22 protein-coding genes are annotated in these 21,381 nt (G+C 40.6%); 15 read left to right on the forward strand and 7 right to left on the reverse strand.

From position 1 onward, the window contains the following. Positions 1–50: 50 nt before the first annotated feature. Positions 51–674, reverse strand: a complete 624-nt coding sequence (locus L0Z67_RS16200; protein WP_405128254.1) for a DUF2057 domain-containing protein — start codon at positions 672–674, stop codon at positions 51–53. Between the two features lie 104 nt (positions 675–778). On the opposite strand from L0Z67_RS16200, the gene L0Z67_RS16205 reads away from it, so the two are divergent. The 4 genes from L0Z67_RS16205 (at position 779) to L0Z67_RS16220 (ending at position 4,663) form a co-directional block, all read left to right on the forward strand. Beyond that, on the forward strand, positions 779–1,150 hold the full coding sequence (locus tag L0Z67_RS16205) for a histidine triad nucleotide-binding protein (protein ID WP_062567538.1): 372 nt from the start codon (positions 779–781) through the stop codon (positions 1,148–1,150). Between the two features lie 230 nt (positions 1,151–1,380). After that, entirely contained in the window at positions 1,381–2,037 is a 657-nt protein-coding gene (locus L0Z67_RS16210; protein ID WP_062567537.1) for a response regulator transcription factor, read from the forward strand. A 109-nt stretch (positions 2,038–2,146) separates the two neighbouring features. Then, positions 2,147–4,303 (forward strand): ATP-binding protein, encoded by a 2,157-nt coding sequence (locus tag L0Z67_RS16215; protein WP_237128192.1) that lies wholly within the window; start codon positions 2,147–2,149, stop codon positions 4,301–4,303. 96 nt (positions 4,304–4,399) lie between these two features. After that, positions 4,400–4,663 carry a hypothetical protein gene (locus L0Z67_RS16220; protein WP_405128255.1) on the forward strand — a complete coding sequence of 88 codons (264 nt, stop codon included), beginning with the start codon at positions 4,400–4,402 and terminating at the stop codon, positions 4,661–4,663. A gap of 58 nt (positions 4,664–4,721) precedes the next feature. Here the strand turns inward: L0Z67_RS16220 and L0Z67_RS16225 are convergent, their stop codons facing one another. Genes L0Z67_RS16225 through L0Z67_RS16235 form a run of 3 tightly spaced genes read right to left on the reverse strand, consistent with a single transcriptional unit; the run spans position 4,722 to position 8,109 of the window. Further along, positions 4,722–6,149 (reverse strand): mannose-1-phosphate guanylyltransferase/mannose-6-phosphate isomerase, encoded by a 1,428-nt coding sequence (locus tag L0Z67_RS16225; RefSeq protein ID WP_237128193.1) that lies wholly within the window; start codon positions 6,147–6,149, stop codon positions 4,722–4,724. Between the two features lie 56 nt (positions 6,150–6,205). After that, the gene (locus tag L0Z67_RS16230; RefSeq protein WP_193987984.1) at positions 6,206–6,979 is read right to left on the reverse strand and encodes an amidohydrolase; all 774 of its coding nucleotides are present in this window, start codon (positions 6,977–6,979) and stop codon (positions 6,206–6,208) included. Next, entirely contained in the window at positions 6,967–8,109 is a 1,143-nt protein-coding gene (locus tag L0Z67_RS16235) for a methionine aminotransferase (RefSeq protein ID WP_193987985.1), read from the reverse strand. Before L0Z67_RS16235 ends, L0Z67_RS16230 begins: the two co-directional genes overlap by 13 nt. Before the next feature lie 99 nt (positions 8,110–8,208). On the opposite strand from L0Z67_RS16235, the gene L0Z67_RS16240 reads away from it, so the two are divergent. Genes L0Z67_RS16240 through L0Z67_RS16255 form a run of 4 tightly spaced genes read left to right on the forward strand, consistent with a single transcriptional unit; the run spans position 8,209 to position 10,412 of the window. After that, complete coding sequence (locus tag L0Z67_RS16240) at positions 8,209–8,838, forward strand: methylthioribulose 1-phosphate dehydratase (protein ID WP_062567531.1); 630 nt, start codon at positions 8,209–8,211, stop codon at positions 8,836–8,838. Beyond that, positions 8,835–9,521 carry an acireductone synthase gene (mtnC, locus tag L0Z67_RS16245; protein ID WP_405128256.1) on the forward strand — a complete coding sequence of 229 codons (687 nt, stop codon included), beginning with the start codon at positions 8,835–8,837 and terminating at the stop codon, positions 9,519–9,521. The genes L0Z67_RS16240 and mtnC overlap by 4 nt, the downstream gene beginning before the upstream one ends. Continuing rightward, the gene (locus tag L0Z67_RS16250; RefSeq protein ID WP_405128257.1) at positions 9,518–10,060 is read left to right on the forward strand and encodes a 1,2-dihydroxy-3-keto-5-methylthiopentene dioxygenase; all 543 of its coding nucleotides are present in this window, start codon (positions 9,518–9,520) and stop codon (positions 10,058–10,060) included. The genes mtnC and L0Z67_RS16250 overlap by 4 nt, the downstream gene beginning before the upstream one ends. Position 10,061: 1 nt before the next feature. After that, complete coding sequence (locus tag L0Z67_RS16255) at positions 10,062–10,412, forward strand: gamma-glutamylcyclotransferase family protein (RefSeq protein WP_193987986.1); 351 nt, start codon at positions 10,062–10,064, stop codon at positions 10,410–10,412. A gap of 32 nt (positions 10,413–10,444) precedes the next feature. On the opposite strand, the gene mtnA is transcribed toward L0Z67_RS16255, so the two are convergent. Next, positions 10,445–11,470 carry an S-methyl-5-thioribose-1-phosphate isomerase gene (mtnA, locus tag L0Z67_RS16260; protein WP_193987987.1) on the reverse strand — a complete coding sequence of 342 codons (1,026 nt, stop codon included), beginning with the start codon at positions 11,468–11,470 and terminating at the stop codon, positions 10,445–10,447. 132 nt (positions 11,471–11,602) lie between these two features. Between mtnA and mtnK the strand changes: the two genes are divergently transcribed. Beyond that, positions 11,603–12,820 carry an S-methyl-5-thioribose kinase gene (gene mtnK, locus L0Z67_RS16265; protein WP_405128258.1) on the forward strand — a complete coding sequence of 406 codons (1,218 nt, stop codon included), beginning with the start codon at positions 11,603–11,605 and terminating at the stop codon, positions 12,818–12,820. A gap of 28 nt (positions 12,821–12,848) precedes the next feature. Here the strand turns inward: mtnK and L0Z67_RS16270 are convergent, their stop codons facing one another. Together L0Z67_RS16270 and L0Z67_RS16275 are read right to left on the reverse strand one after the other, a co-directional pair. After that, positions 12,849–14,330, reverse strand: coding sequence for an FMN-binding glutamate synthase family protein (locus L0Z67_RS16270; RefSeq protein ID WP_062567525.1), 1,482 nt, complete (start codon positions 14,328–14,330; stop codon positions 12,849–12,851). A 111-nt stretch (positions 14,331–14,441) separates the two neighbouring features. Next, positions 14,442–16,217: a DUF885 domain-containing protein gene (locus L0Z67_RS16275; RefSeq protein WP_405128739.1), complete on the reverse strand. Its 1,776-nt coding sequence runs from the start codon at positions 16,215–16,217 to the stop codon at positions 14,442–14,444. A gap of 401 nt (positions 16,218–16,618) precedes the next feature. Between L0Z67_RS16275 and L0Z67_RS16280 the strand changes: the two genes are divergently transcribed. The 6 genes from L0Z67_RS16280 (at position 16,619) to tatB (ending at position 21,371) form a co-directional block, all read left to right on the forward strand. After that, complete coding sequence (locus L0Z67_RS16280; protein WP_062567552.1) at positions 16,619–17,605, forward strand: GGDEF domain-containing protein; 987 nt, start codon at positions 16,619–16,621, stop codon at positions 17,603–17,605. Between the two features lie 114 nt (positions 17,606–17,719). Then, positions 17,720–18,475 carry a bifunctional demethylmenaquinone methyltransferase/2-methoxy-6-polyprenyl-1,4-benzoquinol methylase UbiE gene (ubiE, locus tag L0Z67_RS16285; RefSeq protein WP_405128259.1) on the forward strand — a complete coding sequence of 252 codons (756 nt, stop codon included), beginning with the start codon at positions 17,720–17,722 and terminating at the stop codon, positions 18,473–18,475. A 12-nt stretch (positions 18,476–18,487) separates the two neighbouring features. Further along, positions 18,488–19,093: an SCP2 domain-containing protein gene (locus tag L0Z67_RS16290; protein ID WP_405128260.1), complete on the forward strand. Its 606-nt coding sequence runs from the start codon at positions 18,488–18,490 to the stop codon at positions 19,091–19,093. A gap of 17 nt (positions 19,094–19,110) precedes the next feature. After that, positions 19,111–20,712, forward strand: a complete 1,602-nt coding sequence (gene ubiB, locus L0Z67_RS16295; RefSeq protein ID WP_062567521.1) for a ubiquinone biosynthesis regulatory protein kinase UbiB — start codon at positions 19,111–19,113, stop codon at positions 20,710–20,712. A 78-nt stretch (positions 20,713–20,790) separates the two neighbouring features. After that, positions 20,791–21,033 (forward strand): twin-arginine translocase TatA/TatE family subunit, encoded by a 243-nt coding sequence (gene tatA, locus L0Z67_RS16300; RefSeq protein ID WP_405128261.1) that lies wholly within the window; start codon positions 20,791–20,793, stop codon positions 21,031–21,033. Positions 21,034–21,038: 5 nt separating this feature from the next. Further along, positions 21,039–21,371, forward strand: coding sequence for a Sec-independent protein translocase protein TatB (tatB, locus tag L0Z67_RS16305; protein WP_062567519.1), 333 nt, complete (start codon positions 21,039–21,041; stop codon positions 21,369–21,371). Positions 21,372–21,381 lie beyond the last annotated feature (10 nt).

Here is a 21,381-nt window from a genome sequence, read left to right on the forward strand (position 1 = left end):
TCAAGCACAAAAAAGGCGCTGAAAATCAGCGCCTTTTAATTTTCCAATTCTTATTTTGTCACTTTATCTAAAAATGCACGACGCTCTTCAGGGCTTGCTTGTTGCCACCAAAACTCAAGCATGGACGCTGCGTTTGGCATATTTTTCAAGCCCGCCTGTCCGCCAGGTACTTTTGCTGGCAAAGTAACAGGGGCTGCCGTTGCCGGTTGAGGACTTGATGCAGCAACAGGCGCCCTCGCCACGGCTTGAGCAGGTGCTGGTGCTGTACGATAGCCTATGGTTGATAATGGCATAGCAAGCTCGCTACCTTTTGCTTTTAAACTTACTTGCGGTGATTCAGCAAACACTTCTGCTGCCACGGCATTGCTGGCACGATTAAACACTAAATCATAGTTTTTGCCGCTTTCAACCGTTACTTCAACCCAAAATGGCTCCGATTCAACAACTTGATGATCGTCATAACCTTGTTCATAAAGATCGGTGTATTTTAATTTTAACTGATAAGTACCAGGTGCAAGCTCAACATCGTCAACTCGACTAAAAAACGATTGTTCTATTAAACGTTCACCCACCTGCAAAGGCACAAGCTCTTCTGGAAAGTGGATAGTTTCAGCTAGGCTGCTGGCACTGTAAAATAGTGCAAACATACTAGTTAGTAATACTGACTTACGCATGATCACTCCTTGGTTGTTTAACTTGCGGCAGTTTCAGTTTGACACTGCAAATAAAGTTTGTCATTAGTGGGCGGTCAATTAACTACGAATTAAGAGAGCTAAGTATGAGCCAAGAGACTATTTTTACAAAGATAATTAACCGCGAAATCCCTTCTGATATCGTGTATGAAGATGATTTAGCACTCGCTTTTAAAGATATAAATCCACAAGCACCGTTTCACGTTTTAATTATTCCAAAAACGCCTATCGCAACGATTAATGACATCACACAGGAGCATGCACCTCTTGTTGGTCACCTATATGTAGTGGCTGCAAAACTCGCGAAGCAATTTGGTTTTAGTGATGATGGTTTTCGCGTTGTTATGAATTGCAATGACCATGGCGGCCAAACCGTGTACCATATCCACCTACACATGCTTGCAGGTAAAGAGATGGGTTGGCCTCCTTATCAAGATAAGAAGAAACAACAAATCTAATACGTTTTAATGTTAATAATTGTAAAAAACAATACAAACTAACTAATACTGTCTATTATAAATAGATATCAGTTAGTTAACATAAATATTAAGGTTAACTAACGGTATTTTTTGAAACAAAATAGACACAAACTGTACTTTTCCTGCGCAAGACTCAGAAATTTCTAATACGAAAGGGGTGGATGGCGTGGTAGGATGCAAGAGTCAACTTTATTCAAGAGTGTATAAATATGAGTAGTTCAGCCTTTTTACTATTAGATTCAGAACCGGTTAACACAATTGGCATTAATGTCTTAGAACCTTTATTGAAGACTCAAGGCCTTGCGGTTACATCTGGTACTGATATTTCTGAAGTTCCGGAAGGTACACGCTTGTTATTCATTGAAACATCAAGCACCGACGCGTGGGGAAAACTTAAAGAGCAACTGGTGAATCTTCGTATTAAATGCGACATTGTATTGTTTAATCTTGATGAAAACCCAGAACTTGCGAATCGCGCTTTATTAACGGGTATTCGTGGTGTGTTCTACACAACAGATAATGCCGACGTGTTAATGAAAGGCATTCGTCTATTGTTAGAAGACCAACTTTGGTATCGCCGTGAAATAATGTGTAACGCATTAAATCGCATGTTGCAGTTCAACAAAGATGCATTACATAAATTGACTGATGGTGATATTGAACCTGTTAAACTAACTAAACGCGAAAAAGCGATCATTTCGCTAATGAGCAAAGGTTCTAAAAACAAAGAGATTGCTGAGGACTTAAGTATTAGTCCGCACACGGTGAAAACTCATCTATACAGTGCATTTAGAAAAACTAAATGCCGTAACCGTATTGAGCTTTTATCTTGGGCACAGCAAAATATTCCTGACGAAATTCGTTAAGATTTATTCTCTAAAAAACAGACGCACATTGCGTCTGTTTTTGTTTCTGGTTGCTAAACATAACAATAGACTTTATTCTCAAGCTGTTAATTAATGCCTCGGAAATACAATGCTCGACTCAGCGACCCTCTACTATGCAAGCGCAGCCATGATGGCTGTGATGACATTACTTAGTTATCTCACGTGGCGAACCAACAAAAATACTCCAGGCACCTTACTTTATATTTTTTACCCATTGGTGATGTTTATTTCAGTTATGAGCTTTGCACTGCATGGTCATATCAATAACATCGCGAGTATTTCCATCGCTAACTCATTTATGTTTAGCGCATCAATCATTCACGTTCTCGCAATTTGCCAATTTTTTAACGCGAAATGTATTGGTTTAAGAGCCTTTATTGGCATAACTATCGTGCTGGCACTGACAATGATTTACCTTGCCACAGACAATACCGAGCTACGTAGCCGAATCCTCGTCTCAGATTTACAGCACATTATTGAATCATTATTTTTGCTGGCTCTATTTATCCGTAACGGTCGGAAAAGCTATCCGAATGGCAGCATTGTATACATTATGATCTTAGTAATTATTCTTGCAGTATTCACTGGTCGCACCTTAATGATGGGTGATGTCAGTACAGCCAATTTATTATCTGAGAACTGGTTTAGTATCACGCTGTTTATCAATGGTGTCATTGCACCTATGTTTTACGCCACAGGTATGGCTTTACTTTGTAATGAAAGACGCGAGCAAAATTTAAATCAGCTTACCGAGAAAGCACATAAAGACCTCGAAATTAGAGGATTATTTTTATCGACTATCAGCCATGAAATTCGCACTCCTTTGAATGGTATTTTAGGCAGTGCGCAGCTTATTATGAACCAATCTAGCGATCCCCGAGATAAACCTTATTGCGAAGCGATTATTAACTCAGCTGAATCCCTTAATTTACTGGTCGATAAGGTACTTGATTATGCAAGTCTCGACCAGCGAGACGAAGCCCTCTACGAAGAAGATGTTGAGCTTAAAACATGGCTTAATAATTTGTGTCTATTGCTGAGTCCTCTGGCTGAACAAAAGCACTTAAAGTTTGAACTTATTTATGACCTTCCTGAGCAAGCATGTTACTACTGTGATCAACAAAAGCTCAGACAAGTAATCATCAATCTTGTCGGTAATGCGATTAAATTTACAGATCACGGCTCAGTCAAAATTCATGTAAAACTACTTAAAGAAGGTCAGTTTGAAAACCTCCTTCGCATCAGTGTTATTGACTCAGGCCCAGGCATTGAAGATGAAGAAATAGCATATCTAACAGAACCCTATGTACAAAGTAGCGCAGGAAAAGAAAAAGGCGGTACAGGCCTCGGCTTGGCGATTACTAGTCGCTTGCTTGAAAAGCTCGGCAGTAAGTTAAATATAAAAAGTGAGCTGGCAAAAGGTAGTACGTTTAGCTTTGATATTAACCTTGCTGTTGGTGAATTAAGCCTTGTAGAACAACGCCATCAATCTAAAGATTATGTCACAGGCCTAGATGTTCTATTAGTGGAAGATCTCGACTTAAACCAAAAGATTGCAATTGAATTTATGGCTGATGACGAGCATAAAATTAAGCTGGCAAAAGACGGAAATAGCGCTATTGAGCTGATGCAAAAGCATCACTTTGATGTCGTACTTCTCGACATGAATTTACCGGATCTGACAGGCCAAGAAGTGCTTAAAAGGCTCAAGGCGATGGACCATCTAAACCAACGTACTCCTGTGCTTGCTTTTACTGCAAGCCTCAGTCCTGATGAAATAAAAGAATATTTGGCTCTAGGTATCAAAGACATCGTTGGCAAACCAATTAAACAGCAAAAGCTGCGCCAAGCGCTTAGTGATTCACAATCAAATCAAGCGGCGAGCATCGCAGTCGAGCTTCGAGATACCCTTTACGATGAAACAGCTGCCGCAGCACTTATTAGTTCATTCAATGAAGATGAAGTATCCTCTATTTATAATGAATTTGTTTTATCAGCCCGTAATAAACTAATTCGCTGCCAGCAACTCGTTGAAGATGATAAAGAGCAATGTATAAAGCTCTTGCACCGCCAAGCAAGTACTGCTTTACAGCTTGGCTTTAACCGCTATGGCTTAGAATTAAAAAAAGTAGAACGTAAATTACTCGATAATAAGCCCCTAAAGGAATCCCTCACCGGTGCGCTAGGCCTTTGGCAAGAAAGCTTGCAAGCATATTTGGCACATGTAAGAAGTGAGTTGAGCTAAATTAGATGTAGTTATAAGGCCAAACAAATTAAATATACAAAGTACCGTTACTCAAGTAATGATAATTAACGCACTACAGAACCAAGGATAGGACTTATGCTGATTTTTAAAATTTTAATTTTAGTTGCATTATTAAAGCTGTTAATAAATACCGAACGACCCAGTTTATGTGCGGGTATTTACACAGCTATTGTGTTGTTGTTTAACCTAATGTTCGGCCTTGGTTTCATTGCATCCATTGTTGGCGCTGCCATTTCTGGGGTACTCGCGTTAATTTATTTTTGGCTGTTGAACCATTTCAGAGAGACCGCTATTTTCTGGCTGGTACTCATTTTAGGGCTCGCTATTGGTTTAGTTTAGCTTGCCTCTTGAGTAAAGAGCATAATAGCGTTTTCAGTAAGCGCAACTTACTTAAGCGTCAAGAGTTGTGGCCATTTCGGCCATACTCATCTTCAAAACGTTCAATATCGCATTCATCTAAAACAGCACCGGTTTGCACCTCAATAACAACAAGTGGCTCATGATAATAGTTAGCTAAGCGATGTATTTGCTTTGCTGCAATGTAGCAAGACTGATCGGCACTTAGTTCAAATTCATCATCGCCCACACGTACACTTGCAATACCTGAAACCACAACCCAATGCTCTGCTCGATGTTGATGCCGTTGTGTAGACAGCGTAGCGCCACAATTGACGCTAATTTTTTTTACTTTAAAACCAACGCTTTCTACCAATGTGCGATAGTTACCCCATGGCCTAAATACGACTTGATGGTGCGTTAGTTTATCACTTGCTGATACAGTAAGTTGTTTGAGTAACTCAGGGAGTTTATTAAGGGCATTTTTATCAGCGACTAAAGTCGCATCATGGGTATGTATAATTGCTTTATTAGTCACCCCTAACGCGGCAATTGTATGATCGGCTTCGCTTATTAGTAGATTATTATCGCTATCAACGCTCACCCCTTGTGAGCTTAAGTAGTTACCAAACGGGTCTTTATCAGCAAGTTTCGAAAGCGCAGAAAAGCTCCCTATATCACTCCAATTTAAATCAATCGGGATCACTGCGACCTTGTCACTACGCTCTAAAATAGCGTAATCAATTGAGTCACTTGGGCATGTACTAAGTACTGTGTTATTCGGCCTGAGAAAACCTAGATCTTCTTTAAATTCAGCAGCCTTAGTGACACTTTCTGCTATTTTTGGTGCAAAGCGGTTAAGCTCGTTTAAATACACATTAGGTAGAAACAAAAACATGCCACTATTCCAGTTATAGTCACCACTAAGTACGTATTGCTCTGCCAGCGTTTGAGCTGGCTTTTCTTTAAACTCTACAACCTTAAAACACCCTTCACGGCTTAGCTCTTCACCTTGGCGGATGTAACCATAACCGGTATGTGGTGCGGTCGGTTTAATTGCAAATGTTATTAGTTGCTGTTGTTCGCAAAGAGCAATAGCGTCATCTAAGCGCGCTATTAACTTTTCAAAATCACTAATATGGTGATCAGCGGGCATGACTAATAACGGATCCATTAGACCATTTTGCACTGCATATTCAGCGGCTAGTGCGATAGCTGGCGCCGTGTTTTTACCTTCTGGCTCAAGTAGCAAAGTAAAGTCATCAACGACCTCTGATACCTGTGACTTCGCAATAAAGCGATGCTCTTCATTGCATACCAAAATAGGCGGATTGAAGCGTGAGCTTATCACCCGTTTCAAAGTACTTTGTAGTAGTGACTCATCACTAAGCAAAGATAAAAATTGTTTAGGCATTGCTTTACGCGACAATGGCCATAGCCGAGAGCCGATGCCACCAGCAAGAATAACAGGCGTGATTTTGTAACTCATGATTGCTTACAGTAAAAAAAACAACCATGAGTTTAACAAATTTTTAAGGGTTCGGCTTAGAGTAACTGAAATTGATCAGCATCTAAGTGGGCAGGAAAAGTACGACGAAAATCCTCCAGCGGCGATTTTTCTATATGCTGAATAATAATACCCGACTGATTATCATCTAGCTTAGCAAGCGTATCCCCTTTAAAATCATAAATTGCTGTGCCACCACTGTGGGCAACATCATTGCCATCTTCACCGATGCGATTGACACCTGCAACATAACAAAGATTTTCCATCGCTCGTGCTTTTAATAATGTGTCCCATACATGACGTCTGGCTGCTGGCCAGTTTGCGATATTAATCATTACATCATAATCATCACTATTACGCTGAAACACGGGAAAGCGTAAGTCATAACACACTTGTGGGAGAATACGAAAATCATTGATGGTGAACACCTCACGCTGTTTACCTGCAATAACATAATCGCCTTCGTTACCTAAGCAGAATAAATGGCGTTTATCGTAAAATCTCACTTCACCATTTGGCCAAACCCAATAAAAGCGGTTTGCCTTTTTGTCTCCTTGCGCAACCAGCACAGAGCCAGCAATCACGGCATTCTTTTGCTTTGCTGTGGCTTGTAACCAATTTAGCACTTCACCTTGCTCTGGCTCACTACAATCAAGATTAATCGCAAAACCAGTGGCAAAGGTTTCTGGTAATACGATTAAATCAACTTGTTCATTGAAGCTATTAAGCTGCTCAGTAAAGTGTGCAAGGTTAGCGCTTTTATCAAGCCAATGCAGTGATGACTGTATTAAGGCTAAGGTTAAAGTTGACATAAAACCTCCGCGGCACGTTTTAACGTGTCATCATTTTTGGCAAAACATAACCGTATCACTTTATCGTGACTCTGAGTGCTGTAAAACACACTCAATGGAATTGCCGCCACACCTGCTTGCTCAACTAACCAATGACAAAACTCAACATCATCTAAATCAGACACGTCACTGTAATCAAGCAATAAAAAATAGGTTCCTTCACTTGGCAAAATAGTGAAACGGCTTTCTTTTAATGCTTCACTTAGTAAGTCACGCTTTTGCTGATAAAATTCATTTAACTGCTCAACATGCTCAGGTTTTAACTCTAACATATCAGCGAGTGCATGCTGTGCAGGAGTAAAACTAGAAAATGTCACGTATTGATGAATTTTACGAAACTCCTCCATTAACTCACTCGGTGCCACACAGTAACCCATTTTCCACCCCGTACTGTGGAAGGTTTTACCAAAGCTTGAAATGACAAAGCTGCGAGCAAACAATTCTGCGTCAGTGAGTACACTTAAATGAGCTTCTTTATCGAAAATAATATGCTCATAAACTTCATCACTGATGACATATAAATCATGTTTTTTAACAAGATCCTTAAGTGCTGAAAAGTCTTCAGCTTTAAGCGTTTTGCTACTCGGGTTGTGTGGTGTATTGATAATAATAGCACGGGTTTTTTCACTAATAGTATTCGCAACGACTTGCCAATCAATACGATAATCAGGAGCCTGTAATGCCACATGAACCGATCGCCCACCAGCCAGCTCAATCGCTGGTTGGTATGAGTCATAAGCGGGATCAAACACCACTACTTCATCACCCTCTTTTACAAGCGTTTGAATGGCAACAAATAATGCTTCGGTTGCGCCTGATGTTACAGTTACTTGTTGCTCATAATCTATGTTGTTATGGTATTTTCTAGCTATCAGTGCCGCAATTTGCTGTTGCAGGCGCACAATGCCACTAGAAGGTGCGTATTGATTAAAGCCTTCTAACACATAATGGTTGAGCTGTTTTTTTAGCAATTCAGGCGCATCGAATTCAGGAAAACCCTGAGATAAATTAATAGCTTGATGCTGATTTGCCAAAGCTGTCATTTGACTAAAAATACTGATGCCTAAGTTTGGTAATTTACTTTCAAACACAGAGATTCCTTAAAGATGGTTTTGCGCCCGAAGCGATGCTATCATTGCTTAAAACAGATGTATAGCCGTCTAAAAAACTTTTAGAATGTCGAGGAATGTATGCATAACAATACCGCTATTTCAGAACTAATTGAAGCTGGTAAGTGGGTAAGCCAACGTGGTTGGGTTCCTGCTACTGGTGGTAACTTCTCAGCTCGTACAGAAAGTGGTTATGTGGTCACCGCCAGTGGTTTTGATAAAGGCCAACTTGGTACCCATGCATTTATTGAGTTTGATCATAACGGAAACCGCACTAAGGGCTCAGGTAAACCATCCGCAGAAACAGAGCTTCACTTGAACATGTATAAGCTGATCCCTTCAGCAAAGTTTGTTCTTCACACCCACTCAGTAGCTGCAACGGTATTATCTCGCGTAATCAAAGGTCATGCCATTCATTTACATGGCTACGAAATGCAAAAAGCCTTGAGTGGGGTAAAATCACATCTAGATACACTTAGTATTCCTATTTTTGATAATGACCAAGATATTGACCGTCTTAGCTTATTAGTCAGCGATCATCACTTGCACACACCAATTGAACATGCGGTGCTTATTCGTGGTCATGGTTTATACGTTGTAGGCAGAGACATTAAAGAAGTTTTACGCCACTTAGAAGGGCTAGAGTTTTTATTCAGTTGTGAGCTCGAACGTCTAAAACTAGAGGGCATTCAAGCTGGAGTGCAATTATGATCAAAGCAATTTTAACCGATATTGAAGGAACGATTACACGCATCTCATTTGTCAAAGATGTGTTATTTCCTTATGCTGCAGGGCAACTCCCTGAGTTTATTAAAACACATAAGAACGACCCTGACGTTGTAGAGCAGATAAGCGCAGTCAAAGCGCACATTGAGCAGCCAGAAGCTGACTTAGGAACAGTAATAAATACCTTGCTACATTGGATTGCAACAGACCAAAAAGTCACACCATTAAAACAATTACAGGGTTTAATTTGGCAAACAGGTTATGAAAATGGCGATTTTACAGGTCATATTTACCCTGATGCTTATGATTTCTTGCAAGCTCAAAAACAAGCAGGAAAAAACCTGTATGTGTACTCTTCTGGCTCAGTAAAAGCGCAGCACCTTATTTTTGAGTTTTCTGATTACGGCGATATTAGACCTTTGTTCAGCAACTACTTTGACACTAAAGTTGGCGCTAAGCAACAGCAGCACTCTTACGAGAATATTATTGCAGAGTTGCCATTTGACGCCGCAGAGGTGTTGTTCTTAAGCGATGTGGAAGCAGAGCTTAATGCTGCAAAAGCTGCGGGTCTTCGTACCTTGCACCTTGTTCGTGATGGCCAACAAGTGAGTGACGCGCACCCATATATTAATGATTTTACGACATTTAGCGCGGAGCTTTTAGCATGAGTCAATTAACGATTTTTAATGATAACAACGCTGACGATGTATTGTTTTATAGTGAAGACTTAAGCGCCATAGCAAAAGAACTTAAAGCAGTAGGGGTACGTTTCGAGCAATGGAAAGCAACTCAGCATATTGATGAAAGCACCAGTCATGACGCAATTTTAGCTGCCTATGATAACGATATAGAACAGCTTAAGAGCGAAGGGGGCTATCAAACTGTCGATGTTATTTCACTGGCTAAAGGTAACCCGAATGCACCGGAATTACGTAGCAAGTTTTTATTTGAACATACTCACAGCGAAGATGAAGTGCGCTTTTTTGTAAAAGGCCAAGGGTTATTTTGCTTACATTTAAACGATAAGGTCTATCAAGTGCTTTGCGAGCAAGGTGACTTGATTTCTGTGCCAGAGCTTACCCCCCATTGGTTTGATATGGGCAGTAATCCTGAATTTACAGCAATTCGCTTATTTAATAATACCGAAGGATGGGTTGCTAAAAGTACAGAATCAGCCATCGCTAAACGTTTCCCGTTACTGGATTAACATGGAAAAGTTGTTTTCATATGGGACGTTGCAATACCCGCAAGTTCAGCTAGACACTTTTGGGCGCTTACTCGAAGGTCAGTCAGCTACCTTATTAGGTTATGTCATTGGCGAAATTGAAATTACTGATGCGGCTGTTTTAAAAAGTAGTGGGCAGCGTTTTCATCCTGCCCTATTTTACACTGGGAATCAAAACGACACAGTTAATGGCACAATTTACGCAATTACAAAGCAAGAGCTTGCCCAAGCTGATGAGTATGAGGTTGATGATTATCAACGGATTGCACAGCAGTTTCAGTGTGGAGCAAATGCGTGGGTTTATGTGGTGAAAAGCCCCCTTCAAAACCAGTAAAGCGCTTATAAGTAAGCGCTTATAAGTAAGCGCTATTTTAACTCCCTTAATGCCCCACGGGCAATGTCTGCTTGATTATAAACGCCCGTATCAAGTACCCACCCTGTTACTAGCTTAGCCGGCGTGACGTCAAAAGCGGGATTATAAACCTGTGCGTTATTAGGAGCCCACAAGGCTTCGCCAAAGCTGCCACTCACACCACGTACCTCAATGGGGCTGCGCTGTTCGATTTCAATATCATCACCGCAGGCTGTTTTTGTATCTAACGTAGTGAGAGGCGCAACAACATAAAATGGGATATTATGAAAGTGAGCTAAAACAGCAAGATTGTAGGTGCCTACTTTATTGGCAAAATCCCCATTAGCGGCAATACGGTCTGCCCCAACAAAGATTTTATCGACTTTACCCGCTGCCATTAGACTTGCAGCCATATTATCGCAAATTAATGTGTACGGTATTTGCCAACATTCAAGCTCGAACGCGGTAAGTCGGCCACCTTGTAATAAAGGTCTTGTTTCATCAACCCATACGTGAATATCACCGTGGCGTTGTTGTGCTTTATATATCACACCTAGTGCAGTACCAATGCCCGCAGTAGCTAATGCACCTGTATTACAATGGGTAAGAATGTTATCGCCTTTTAATACAAGGTTTGCACCATGTTCAGCCATGCTATCGCAAAGCGCTATATCCTCATTAAATAACTGCTCTGCTGTTTTAACCATCTCTTCAACAAAGTCACTTTTTGCTAAAGCCTCTCGCAGCTTGGTCATGCAATGCATCAGATTCACAGCCGTTGGTCTGGTAGACTCTAACTCATCAATCGCATCTGCAAGCGCTTCTTTACTCATGCCTTGCTCAGCCAAATGAGCTACAAGCAAGCTGGCTCCTAGACCAATCAAAGGTGCTCCACGTATTTTCAACGTTAAAATCAGATCTTTCATTGCTGCAACATCGTGACATACATGCCAATGTTGTTGATGAGGCAGTAAATACTGGTCAAGCACTGTTAAAGTACCACTTTGGTATTTGATGCTATTTGCGATGAGGTCTTTCATAGTAAGTCCAAGTTACTTAATTAGCAGATTGCTATTCTACAGCAGTTTTCACAACTAACAAGCTAGATGTATGGACATCTAAACGCATGAAGGTATAGAATGCTTAAAGTTACTTTTCAATGAGATGAAACCATGGCGAACTACATAGCCTTCACTGCAGAGCATGCTATTGATTATATTAAAGAGATCATCAAAAAAGAGTTGATTACTGTTTTCGCTGATAATGCAGAGCTCAACGCGTATGAGTTTGGTGATGGTAATTTAAACCTTGTTTTTCGTATCGCAGATCAAGATGGTAACAGCGTAATTCTCAAACAGGCTTTACCCTACGCCCGCTGTGTTGGTGAGTCGTGGCCATTATCATTAGATAGAGCACGTATTGAAGCCGAAGTACTTATCAATCATGGTCAATTATGCCCCGAGCATACCGTCGCGATTTTGCATCACAATGCTGATTTAGCATTAACGGTTCTTGAAGACTTGGGGCATCTACAAATATTGCGTAGTGCACAAAACAATGCAGAGCAATTTCCAAAGCTGGCAAGTCATGTCGCACTTTATCTAAGCTATACAAGCTTTTATAACTCTGATTTTTATTTATCTGCAGAAGATAAAAAGGCCAAAGTCAGTCAATTTATTAACCCTGACTTGTGCAAAATTACTGAAGATTTGTTTTTTACAGATCCCTATATCGAGCATGAGCGAAATAACTTTCCCATCGAACTTAAAAGTCATGTAGAGAGTATTCGTAATAATCAGGCTCTAAAACTTGCAGCAGCCAAGTTAAAAGCTAAGTTCCTATCGAGCCCACAAACTTTATTACACGGTGACATGCACAGTGGCAGCATTTTTGTGGATGCAAACAGCACCAAAATGATAGACCCCGAATTTGGCTTTTTTGGCCCTATTGGCTTCGATATTGGTTCTTTTATGGGCAATCTGTTACTAAACTATTGTGCTCAAAATGGTCGTATTACTGAGCTTGCAAAGCGCCGTCAATATCAAACACATTTATTAACCTGCTTACAAGATTGCTATAACCAATTTGAACAACATTGGCTACGTCTTGCAAGTAGCGAAACAACGGATGTTAGCTTTGCAAGTAACGCATTTACCGAAGATTATTTACACGATGTATTGCGTGACGCGATTGGTTATTGTGGTGCTGAGCTTATTCGCCGTACGATTGGCCTCGCACATGTTGCTGATATTGATGGTATAGAAGATGAGCAAGCTCGACTGGCTGTACAACAACAAACGTTAGTACTGGGTGAACAACTCATGCTCAATGCAACAAGTTGCACCTCTAAAGATGAGTTTTACTCATTACTTGTCAGCTTATTAAATTAAATAAAGGCGCATAGAGCGCCTTTGTTCTTTACTGATAATGTTCGTACATTTTATCGAGCGGCTCTGATAAGCCATTCTCTTGCACCACACGCACATGATGACGAGCAAGTTCTCTGGCACTTGATACGCCACAGGAATGAGCAATGAGCCCTGCACCGTAGTGAATATATTTATTATAGTTAGCGACGCGCTGTGCTTTATCCGTTACATCTAAACCTCGTTGTAAGCGTTCATTGTGCGTTGTTATGCCAGTAGGGCAAGTATCTTTATTACATTGCAGTGCTTGAATACAGCCCAATGAAAACATATGTCCGCGCGCCGAAACAATAAAATCAGCACCCAGTGCAAGTGCCCATGCAACCTTTGAAGGCACAATTAACTTTCCAGAAGCAATCACTTTAACACGCTCTCTCAGGCCATGTTTTTTCAGTAAATCAACCACTAAAGGCAGGCTTTCCTTAAGCGGCAAACCAACAGAATCCATTAAAGGTTGTGGTGCCGCACCTGTACCACCATCCGCGCTATCGATTGTTATGAAGTCGGGTGCAGACTCAATCCCGCGATTATTAATTTCACTAAATAAAGTTTCCAGCCACGCATATTCACCAATCACAGCCTTAAAACCGGTAGGTTTACCTGTTGTAGAGCGCACGGTTGCGATCATATCGAGCAAATGAGCGGGTGTTTTAATTTCGGGATGACCATTAGGGCTAATAGAGTCATGTCCCTCTGGGATCCCTCGAATTTTGGCAATTTCAGCTGTAACTTTACGACCTGGCAACATGCCACCTTTACCTGGTTTAGCGCCCTGACTCATCTTTATTTCAAACATCTTAACTTGTTCGTGTTCAGCGATGGACTTTAGCTTTTCGAGACTAAGCTTGCCTTGTTCATCTCGCACACCGTATTTAGCTGTGCCAATCTGAAATACAATGTCAGCCCCTCCTTCAAGGTGATATGGGCTTAATCCCCCCTCCCCCGTATTCATCCAACAACCAGCCAGTTTAGCGCCTCGCGATAATGCTCTCACAGCAGGTTTAGACAATGCACCAAAGCTCATGCCCGAAATGTTAAATAACGAATTAGTCGAATAGGGCTGCTCACAATATGGGCCTAAAGTGACATGACTAGGTTCAAGCGCTTCTTCATCCAACGTTGGAAATGCACAGTTCATAAACATTACAGTGCCTGTTGTTTCTAAACTTTGTGTTGATCCAAATGCGGTCGTGCGATCCACATTTTTGGCTGCTCGGTACACCCAGCTACGCTCTGCACGGTTAAAAGGAAGCTCTTCCCTGTCCATTGCAAAAAAGTACTGACGAAAAAACTCGCCTTGGCGCTCAAAAAAATAACGAAACCGTCCTATCACAGGATAATTGCGACGAATAGCATGTTTAGACTGGGTTACATCACTGATGTAAAAACAGATTATCACCAGCAATCCAACTCCAAGTAAAAAGATAAATAAGCTGGCAAATACATCAATACTGAAAATTATAAAATCACTCATTCAAGGCCCCTTTGTAGTGACGATTTCCTGCAAATCATATAAGTAGTTTAAAATACACGCAATAAACAAAAAGGCGTGTTTTAAACACGCCTTTTTTAAACTCTCTGTCTGTTACGCTTTTTTTGCAAGTTCAGCGTTAATATAAAGCTGAATTTGCTCTTCAAGTACAGACATAGGAACCGAGCCATGACGCAAAATTTGATGATGGAACTCTCGCACATCAAAATCTTGTCCTAGTGCTTGTTCCGCTTCATGACGCAAGCGCTTAATTGTTAGCTCACCAATTTTGTAAGAGAGCGCCTGCGCTGGCCAAGAAATATAACGATCGGTTTCCGTTTTAACGTTATGTAATGACAGTGCAGTATTTTCACTCATAAACTTCATAGCCCGCTCACGACTCCAACCATACATGTGCATGCCAGTATCAACCACTAAACGCGCAGCTCGCCACATTTCGTAAGTTAGGCGACCAAAGTCACTGTAAGGGTCTTGGTAAAAGCCAGCTTCTATGCCTAAAAATTCTGAATAAAGCCCCCAACCTTCACCAAATGCCGATAAATATGCATTGCGACGATAACTTGGTAATGACTCAAGCTCAGCATTGAGTGATATTTGTAAATGATGACCAGGCACAGCTTCATGAAGTGTTAACGCTTCGAGTACATAGAGTGGACGCTTATCCAGTGCATACGTATTGACCCAGTAGTAGCCGGCTTGATCATCACGACGCGAACCCGAGTATCGTCCGGTCGTATACTTAGGAGCAATACTTTCAGGCACTGGCGCAACGCCATAAGGCATTCTTGGTAAGGTATGGAATAACTTAGGCAATTGTGCATCCATTTTTTTCGCAATATAAGATGCTTCTTTCAATAATTCTTTTGGTGTTTTTGCATAAAACTGCGGATCGGTACGCAAGAAATGTACAAATTCAGCAAAACTACCTTCAAAGCCTACCTCTTTGATTATTTCATCCATTTCAGCACGAATACGCGCCACTTCCTTAAGGCCCAACTCATGAATTTCTTTTGGCGTCATATCAGTCGTGGTGTAGTACTTTGCACGGTTTTCGTAAAATGCTTTACCGTTTGGCGTACTAGAAATACCAATATCAGTGCGTGCACCGGGTTGGTATTCATCATTAAAGAAGGTGAGATAATCTTTATAAGCAGGAATAACTTGCTGTTTGATAATTTTTTTTGCTTGCTGTTGTAAGTTCACGAATTTGCTATGACTCACACCAGCAGTATTTTTTAAAAATGGTTTGTAGAACTCAGACTGAGTGGCATCATCAACAATATAAGCAGTAATTGAATCTTGATACCCTTCTAAAACCGCCTTGGGCTGTGTTAACCCTACTTCAAGGCCTTTACGCATCCAACCAATGTTTTGTTCAAAAAAGCGTGGTAATTGCTGTAATTTTGCTAGATATAGCTCGTAATCACTTGCTTTTGTGTAGTCTGAGCTTGAAATCATAAACGACAAGCTTGAGTGAAAACCATACTCAGATGTCAGTGGCATATAATGCGTATTAAAGACATATTCATCGACACTATTTTGTACTTGCCCACGTAAAATCGTTAAATTTATGCGATTTTCTTCCGACAGCTTATCGCGGTCAATTGCATCTAGCTCAGCAAGAAATTCAGTATTTTTTTGATATTTTTTCTCAAGAAATGAGGCTGAAAGGTTCTCTAATAAATAACCATCAACACCTTCGGCCTTACCATATGGATTAATACTCGCTCGATAATCAACAATGTGTTGCGCAACTTGAGTAAACTGCTGATCAGCATCCACTTTTGTTATTTGACATGCGCTTAAGGTACAGGCGAGTGCAACAGCAATCAGTGAATGATTTAATGTTCTAGATAGGGTTTGTCTCATGGGCTTCTTATTCATTTTAATCTTTATCGATAAAGTAACGTAGCATGTAAAAAAACCCAAACAAATGCGACCAAGCTCACCTAAAGTACGGTCAAATAAACACCATTGCAGAATCAACAATGCACAGTGTTTATACAGCTTTCAGTTACACTTGTTAAAGTTGCCGATAAAATCAACTAATGAACCCAAACGAAACAAATTTATGTTCCAAAGTTAGCGATTTTGCTTTTAAATAGACTCATTACAGATTACTGTAAACTGGTATACCCAAATTAATTGAACACAAATTATCAATATAATTTGCGGATTATTGCTTGGAAGCAAAAGAAACCTTACGGAGGAGATGATTTTATGGTTGTTATGCGTATTTAGTGGTATTGAAAATGATGTTCCATGATTCCATGGTAATTGCCCAAGAAAAAATGACGAAGGTGTGTATCTTTTTAGAACATCACGCATTACCGCCGTCGCCGCTAAATTACCAAGTAGTTTACACTTACGTCAGCCAAGTAAATCCTAAACTCAATGCCACTCTCGACCGTGCAATAGCCCAAAAAGTCTCTATCGATTCAGTTTATATAGAACAGCTTTATTTTGATTTCATTGAGCAAGGCCACAAAATGAAAACGGCCATTGTTCGCAACGTTGACTCTGTTATTAATTCCTTATCTCGCGGCGCAAATAATAATGAACAACACATTGTTCGTTTTGCCGAGCATATAAATGATTGTGTTCATGCAATTGATGAGAACAACAAAGAACAAACACGCCACGCGTTAAAAATGCTGAGCAAGCAATCTGAGCAACTACTTGCTCAGCATCGTCAATTTAAACAAGAAATAGCCAAAGCCAAGTCGTTACAAGAGAAAACACAAAAACAACTCACGCAATTACGTAAGCAACACATAACTGATCAGCAAACAGGTTTATACAAGCGTCATTATTTAAACCAACAGACACAGTTATGGCTCGGCCAAAACAAAGCGATATGTGCAATTGCGATTCATATCGAAAACCTTGACCATTTTATTGATAATTATGGTGATGTCATTGGCGAGGTTATTTTGAATAAAGTCGCCAAGCAAGTACAAAAATATGTACTTGAAAGTGGTTTACCTGGCCGTACAGGCAAAGATGAATTTACTATCTTACTTGCCGACATAGAGCCTGAAACGGCCAATGTCATTGCTGAAAAAGTCCGTAATGGCGTTGAGAAGCTTCGTTTTGTTAGTTCAAAGAATGGTACTAAATTACCTCCAATCCACTTAGCCCTTGGTATTGCCAAATATGAAAACGAGGGTGACTTTACCAATCTTGCCCGCAAAGCATCTCATGCAGCGGCGAAAGCTAAATCTCTGGGTCAAAGCAGTTTCATCGCAGGCCAGTAACCCTGCGCTTAATGATAAAAATAATCGCTAATCTGGTGATTTAGTTATAATCAAATTGCACCCTACAGCCACAATCAAGTACACTAGACTTTATTGCCACGATAGAGATTAATCATGAACGAGAATCAAGAAAAGACCACGCATTTTGGCTATAAAACCGTTGCTGAAAACGATAAAGCATCGATGGTTGCAGATGTATTCCACTCAGTTGCAGCAAAATATGATGTAATGAATGATCTCATGTCGTTTGGTATTCATCGTTTATGGAAACGTCAAACTATAGCAAGTTCAGGTGTTCGCAAGGGTCATCGTGTATTAGACCTAGCCGGTGGCACGGGTGATTTAACAGCTAAATTTAGCCAGCTTGTTGGTGACACAGGACAAGTCGTTCTTGGTGATATTAACTCTTCAATGCTTAAAGTTGGCCGTGAAAAGCTAAGAAACCTAGGCCACGTTGGCAATATTGAATATGTGCAAATGAATGCCGAAGCACTGCCATTCCCTGACAATAGCTTTGATTTAATCACTATCGCATTCGGCCTTCGTAATGTGACCGATAAAGATAAAGCACTACGTTCAATGTATAGAATTCTTAAGCCTAGTGGCCGTTTATTAGTGCTTGAGTTTTCAAAGCCTGAACAAGAAATTCTCAGCAAAGCTTACGACTTCTACTCGTTTAACATCCTCCCTAAAATGGGTCAACTCGTTGCTAATGATAGTGAGTCATATCAATATCTTGCAGAATCTATTCGCATGCATCCAGATCAAGAAACACTCAAAGATATGATGGAAGACGCAGGCTTTGAGCAAACGAGTTACCAAAACCTAACCGGTGGCATTGTCGCCCTGCACCGCGGCTTTAAGTACTAAAAGGCATAAATTATGTTAGCAAATGCTCTATTATCACTGGTAGAACGAGTTGTTAATCATGTCTTGCAGCTAGATAACTCTTTAAAGGATAGATTAGCTGCTATTGCCGATAAGCAATTACTCATAGAGATCCGCGACTGGCAACAGCGCATTTTGTGCGTTTACAGCAACGAGCAAATCCATTTATACAGCACTGAAGAGCTGAGTTTTGATTGTATTATCAGTGCTGATATAAATACGCTTTTAACACTCAAAAATCCCGCAATGCTGACTCAGCTAATTCGCCAAGATAAATTAGATTTACAGGGCGATTTAAATATAGCGCAAGGATTCAGTAATGCGTTTGCAGAGCTTGATATTGATTGGCCAGAGCATTTCTCACGTTATATTGGCGACGCGCCGGCTCAACAACTATGGCTTTCATTACAAACGCTCAAAACACGTGGCGCGCAAATGAAAGGCAAACTTGAAAAAACACTCACAACGTTATGCCAAGATGAGCTAGCAGTTACAATCCACCCGCTTGAATTAGCAGAATTTAAACAACAAAACCGTCAATTAAAAAGCCAAGTATCTCAACTGGAGATGCGAGTCAATGCGCTATTGAAATCATGCTAGTTTGCTAAGGATATTGTGTGTCTACTACACGTCTATACTTCATCACCAAAACATTACTTTGCTACGGCCTTGATGAGCTCATCCCACAAAAAAAAGTACCTTGGTTTGCCAAACTAGCCCGCGGCAGTTTATTTTGGTTGCGTAACCAACATAAAGATAAACCTGCAGGGATGCGTTTGCGTTTAGCCTTACAAAAACTTGGCCCTGTATGGATTAAATTTGGACAAATGCTTTCAACCCGTCGTGACTTACTCCCTCACGACGTCGCTCTAGAATTAGCGTTATTACAAGATCAAGTCGAACCATTTGAAGGTGAGCTTGCTCAACAGCTGATTGAAAAAGCACTTGGCATTAACGATATTAGTGAATTATTTAGCGATTTCTCGCAAACACCACTGGCATCCGCTTCCATTGCACAAGTACATACTGCCACCTTAATTGATGAGCAAGGTGCGCCACAAGATGTGGTGATCAAAGTGATCCGTCCTAACATCAAAGAGCAAATTGATGCCGACTTAATGCTCATGCAAAAAGTGGCAAGGCTGGTTGCCAAGCTACTCAAAGAAGCAAAACGCTTACGTCCTATCGAAGTCGTAAACGAATACAAAAAAACACTGCTTGATGAACTTGATTTAATGCGTGAAGGTGCAAATGCGATTCAGCTGCGCCGTAATTTCGAAGAATCTGACTCACTCTATATCCCTTTTGTTTACAGTGACTATAGTCGCAGTAATGTGCTGGTTATGGAACGCATATATGGTATTCCTGTATCTGATACAGAGGCACTACTTGCACAAAATACCAACATGAAATTACTCGCTGAGCGAGGCGTTGAAGTATTTTTTACACAAGTGTTCCGTGACAGTTTTTTCCATGCAGATATGCACCCAGGTAATATTTTTGTCTCGCGAGAAAACCCGCACAACCCACAATATATTGGCATTGACTGTGGCATCGTGGGTACTTTAAACCGCGAAGATAAACGCTATCTTGCAGAAAACTTTATCGCCTTTTTTAACCGCGATTACCGCCAAGTTGCACAGCTGCATGTTGATTCAGGCTGGGTGCCCGCCGATACCTGTATTGAAGAGTTTGAATTTGCAATTCGTACTGTCTGTGAGCCTATTTTTAATAAACCATTGGCTGAAATTTCATTTGGCCATGTGTTGGTCAATTTGTTCAACACAGCTCGTCGCTTTAATATGCAGGTTCAACCACAATTAGTGTTACTACAAAAAACCCTGTTGTATGTTGAAGGGCTTGGTAGGCAACTTTATCCTCAACTCGATTTGTGGAAAACCGCTAAACCATTTTTAGAAGACTGGGTCAAAGAACAAGTGGGCCCGCTGGCTGTCATGAAAAAAATGTACGCAAACCTACCATTTTGGGCTGAAAAAATGCCCGAGTTACCGGATTTAATCTATCAAAACTTAAAGCGTCATCAACAACCTGTACAATTGCCGCCACAGCCATCGTCAAAACCTTTACTTTTAAGTATTTTTGCGGGGAGTTGCTTTATTGTATCAGGCCTGTGTTATTTGCAGGATGACCTAATTGCTGCTGGTATCACAACAGCACTTGCAGTTATTGGTTTTATTGCTGCATGGCGAAGCGCATAAACTAAGTGCTATTTATGTTTTGGCGAGTATAATCTAAACAAGTAAATTCATTAAATTTGACAATAATTGGAGTAACCCATGGGTTTTGGTGGTATCAGTATTTGGCAATTAGTCATCATTTTAGCAATCATCGTTTTATTATTTGGCACAAAAAAATTACGTGGCATCGGCGGTGATTTAGGCAGTGCTGTTAAAGGCTTCAAAAAAGCAGTATCTGATGATGAACAAGTAAATTCAAAAAACGAAAAAATAGAGCAAACGTCGAATACTACGCAAAACAAAGAAACCACAGAGAAAAGCAAAGACGACCATAAGGTTTAATCAGCATGGGGATGTGGGAACTCGTTGTTGTAATGATAGTAGGTCTAATTGTTTTAGGGCCTGAGCGCTTGCCTGTGGCGATTCGTACGGTAAACCGCTGGATAAAAACACTAAAGTCAGTGGCTAACTCAGTCAAAGCTGAGGTGAATGAAGAGCTTCGTATCCATGAACTTCATGAAGACTTGAAAAAAGCAGAGCAACAAAACCTACAGGAGCTTTCTCCTGAATTGAAAAGCTCTGTGGACGAGCTTCAAAAAGCAGCCCAATCAGTAACTCACAGTTACAAGAAACGTACATCCGAACAACTAGAAACGAAGAATAATGATGAAAAAAAGTGAATTTAATTTC

The organism is Pseudoalteromonas sp. PB2-1 (assembly GCF_045040605.1).
GTDB classification, from domain to species: Bacteria; Pseudomonadota; Gammaproteobacteria; order Enterobacterales; family Alteromonadaceae; genus Pseudoalteromonas; species Pseudoalteromonas arabiensis.

Bases quoted from the DNA above. Each gene is read 5' to 3' on its own strand.
- L0Z67_RS16240 (WP_062567531.1), top strand. From the start codon at position 8,209: ATGCATAACAATACCGCTATTTCAGAACTAATTGAAGCTGGTAAGTGG.
- L0Z67_RS16230 (WP_193987984.1), bottom strand. From the start codon at position 6,979: ATGTCAACTTTAACCTTAGCCTTAATACAGTCATCACTGCATTGGCTT.
- L0Z67_RS16275 (WP_405128739.1), bottom strand. From the start codon at position 16,217: ATGAGACAAACCCTATCTAGAACATTAAATCATTCACTGATTGCTGTT.
- L0Z67_RS16280 (WP_062567552.1), top strand. From the start codon at position 16,619: ATGGTAATTGCCCAAGAAAAAATGACGAAGGTGTGTATCTTTTTAGAA.
- L0Z67_RS16250 (WP_405128257.1), top strand. From the start codon at position 9,518: ATGAGTCAATTAACGATTTTTAATGATAACAACGCTGACGATGTATTG.
- L0Z67_RS16220 (WP_405128255.1), top strand. From the start codon at position 4,400: ATGCTGATTTTTAAAATTTTAATTTTAGTTGCATTATTAAAGCTGTTA.
- L0Z67_RS16225 (WP_237128193.1), bottom strand. From the start codon at position 6,149: ATGAGTTACAAAATCACGCCTGTTATTCTTGCTGGTGGCATCGGCTCT.
- L0Z67_RS16255 (WP_193987986.1), top strand. From the start codon at position 10,062: ATGGAAAAGTTGTTTTCATATGGGACGTTGCAATACCCGCAAGTTCAG.
- mtnK (WP_405128258.1), top strand. From the start codon at position 11,603: ATGGCGAACTACATAGCCTTCACTGCAGAGCATGCTATTGATTATATT.
- mtnA (WP_193987987.1), bottom strand. From the start codon at position 11,470: ATGAAAGACCTCATCGCAAATAGCATCAAATACCAAAGTGGTACTTTA.
- L0Z67_RS16290 (WP_405128260.1), top strand. From the start codon at position 18,488: ATGTTAGCAAATGCTCTATTATCACTGGTAGAACGAGTTGTTAATCAT.
- mtnC (WP_405128256.1), top strand. From the start codon at position 8,835: ATGATCAAAGCAATTTTAACCGATATTGAAGGAACGATTACACGCATC.
- ubiE (WP_405128259.1), top strand. From the start codon at position 17,720: ATGAACGAGAATCAAGAAAAGACCACGCATTTTGGCTATAAAACCGTT.
- L0Z67_RS16210 (WP_062567537.1), top strand. From the start codon at position 1,381: ATGAGTAGTTCAGCCTTTTTACTATTAGATTCAGAACCGGTTAACACA.
- L0Z67_RS16205 (WP_062567538.1), top strand. From the start codon at position 779: ATGAGCCAAGAGACTATTTTTACAAAGATAATTAACCGCGAAATCCCT.
- L0Z67_RS16200 (WP_405128254.1), bottom strand. From the start codon at position 674: ATGCGTAAGTCAGTATTACTAACTAGTATGTTTGCACTATTTTACAGT.
- L0Z67_RS16215 (WP_237128192.1), top strand. From the start codon at position 2,147: ATGCTCGACTCAGCGACCCTCTACTATGCAAGCGCAGCCATGATGGCT.
- L0Z67_RS16270 (WP_062567525.1), bottom strand. From the start codon at position 14,330: ATGAGTGATTTTATAATTTTCAGTATTGATGTATTTGCCAGCTTATTT.
- tatA (WP_405128261.1), top strand. From the start codon at position 20,791: ATGGGTTTTGGTGGTATCAGTATTTGGCAATTAGTCATCATTTTAGCA.
- tatB (WP_062567519.1), top strand. From the start codon at position 21,039: ATGGGGATGTGGGAACTCGTTGTTGTAATGATAGTAGGTCTAATTGTT.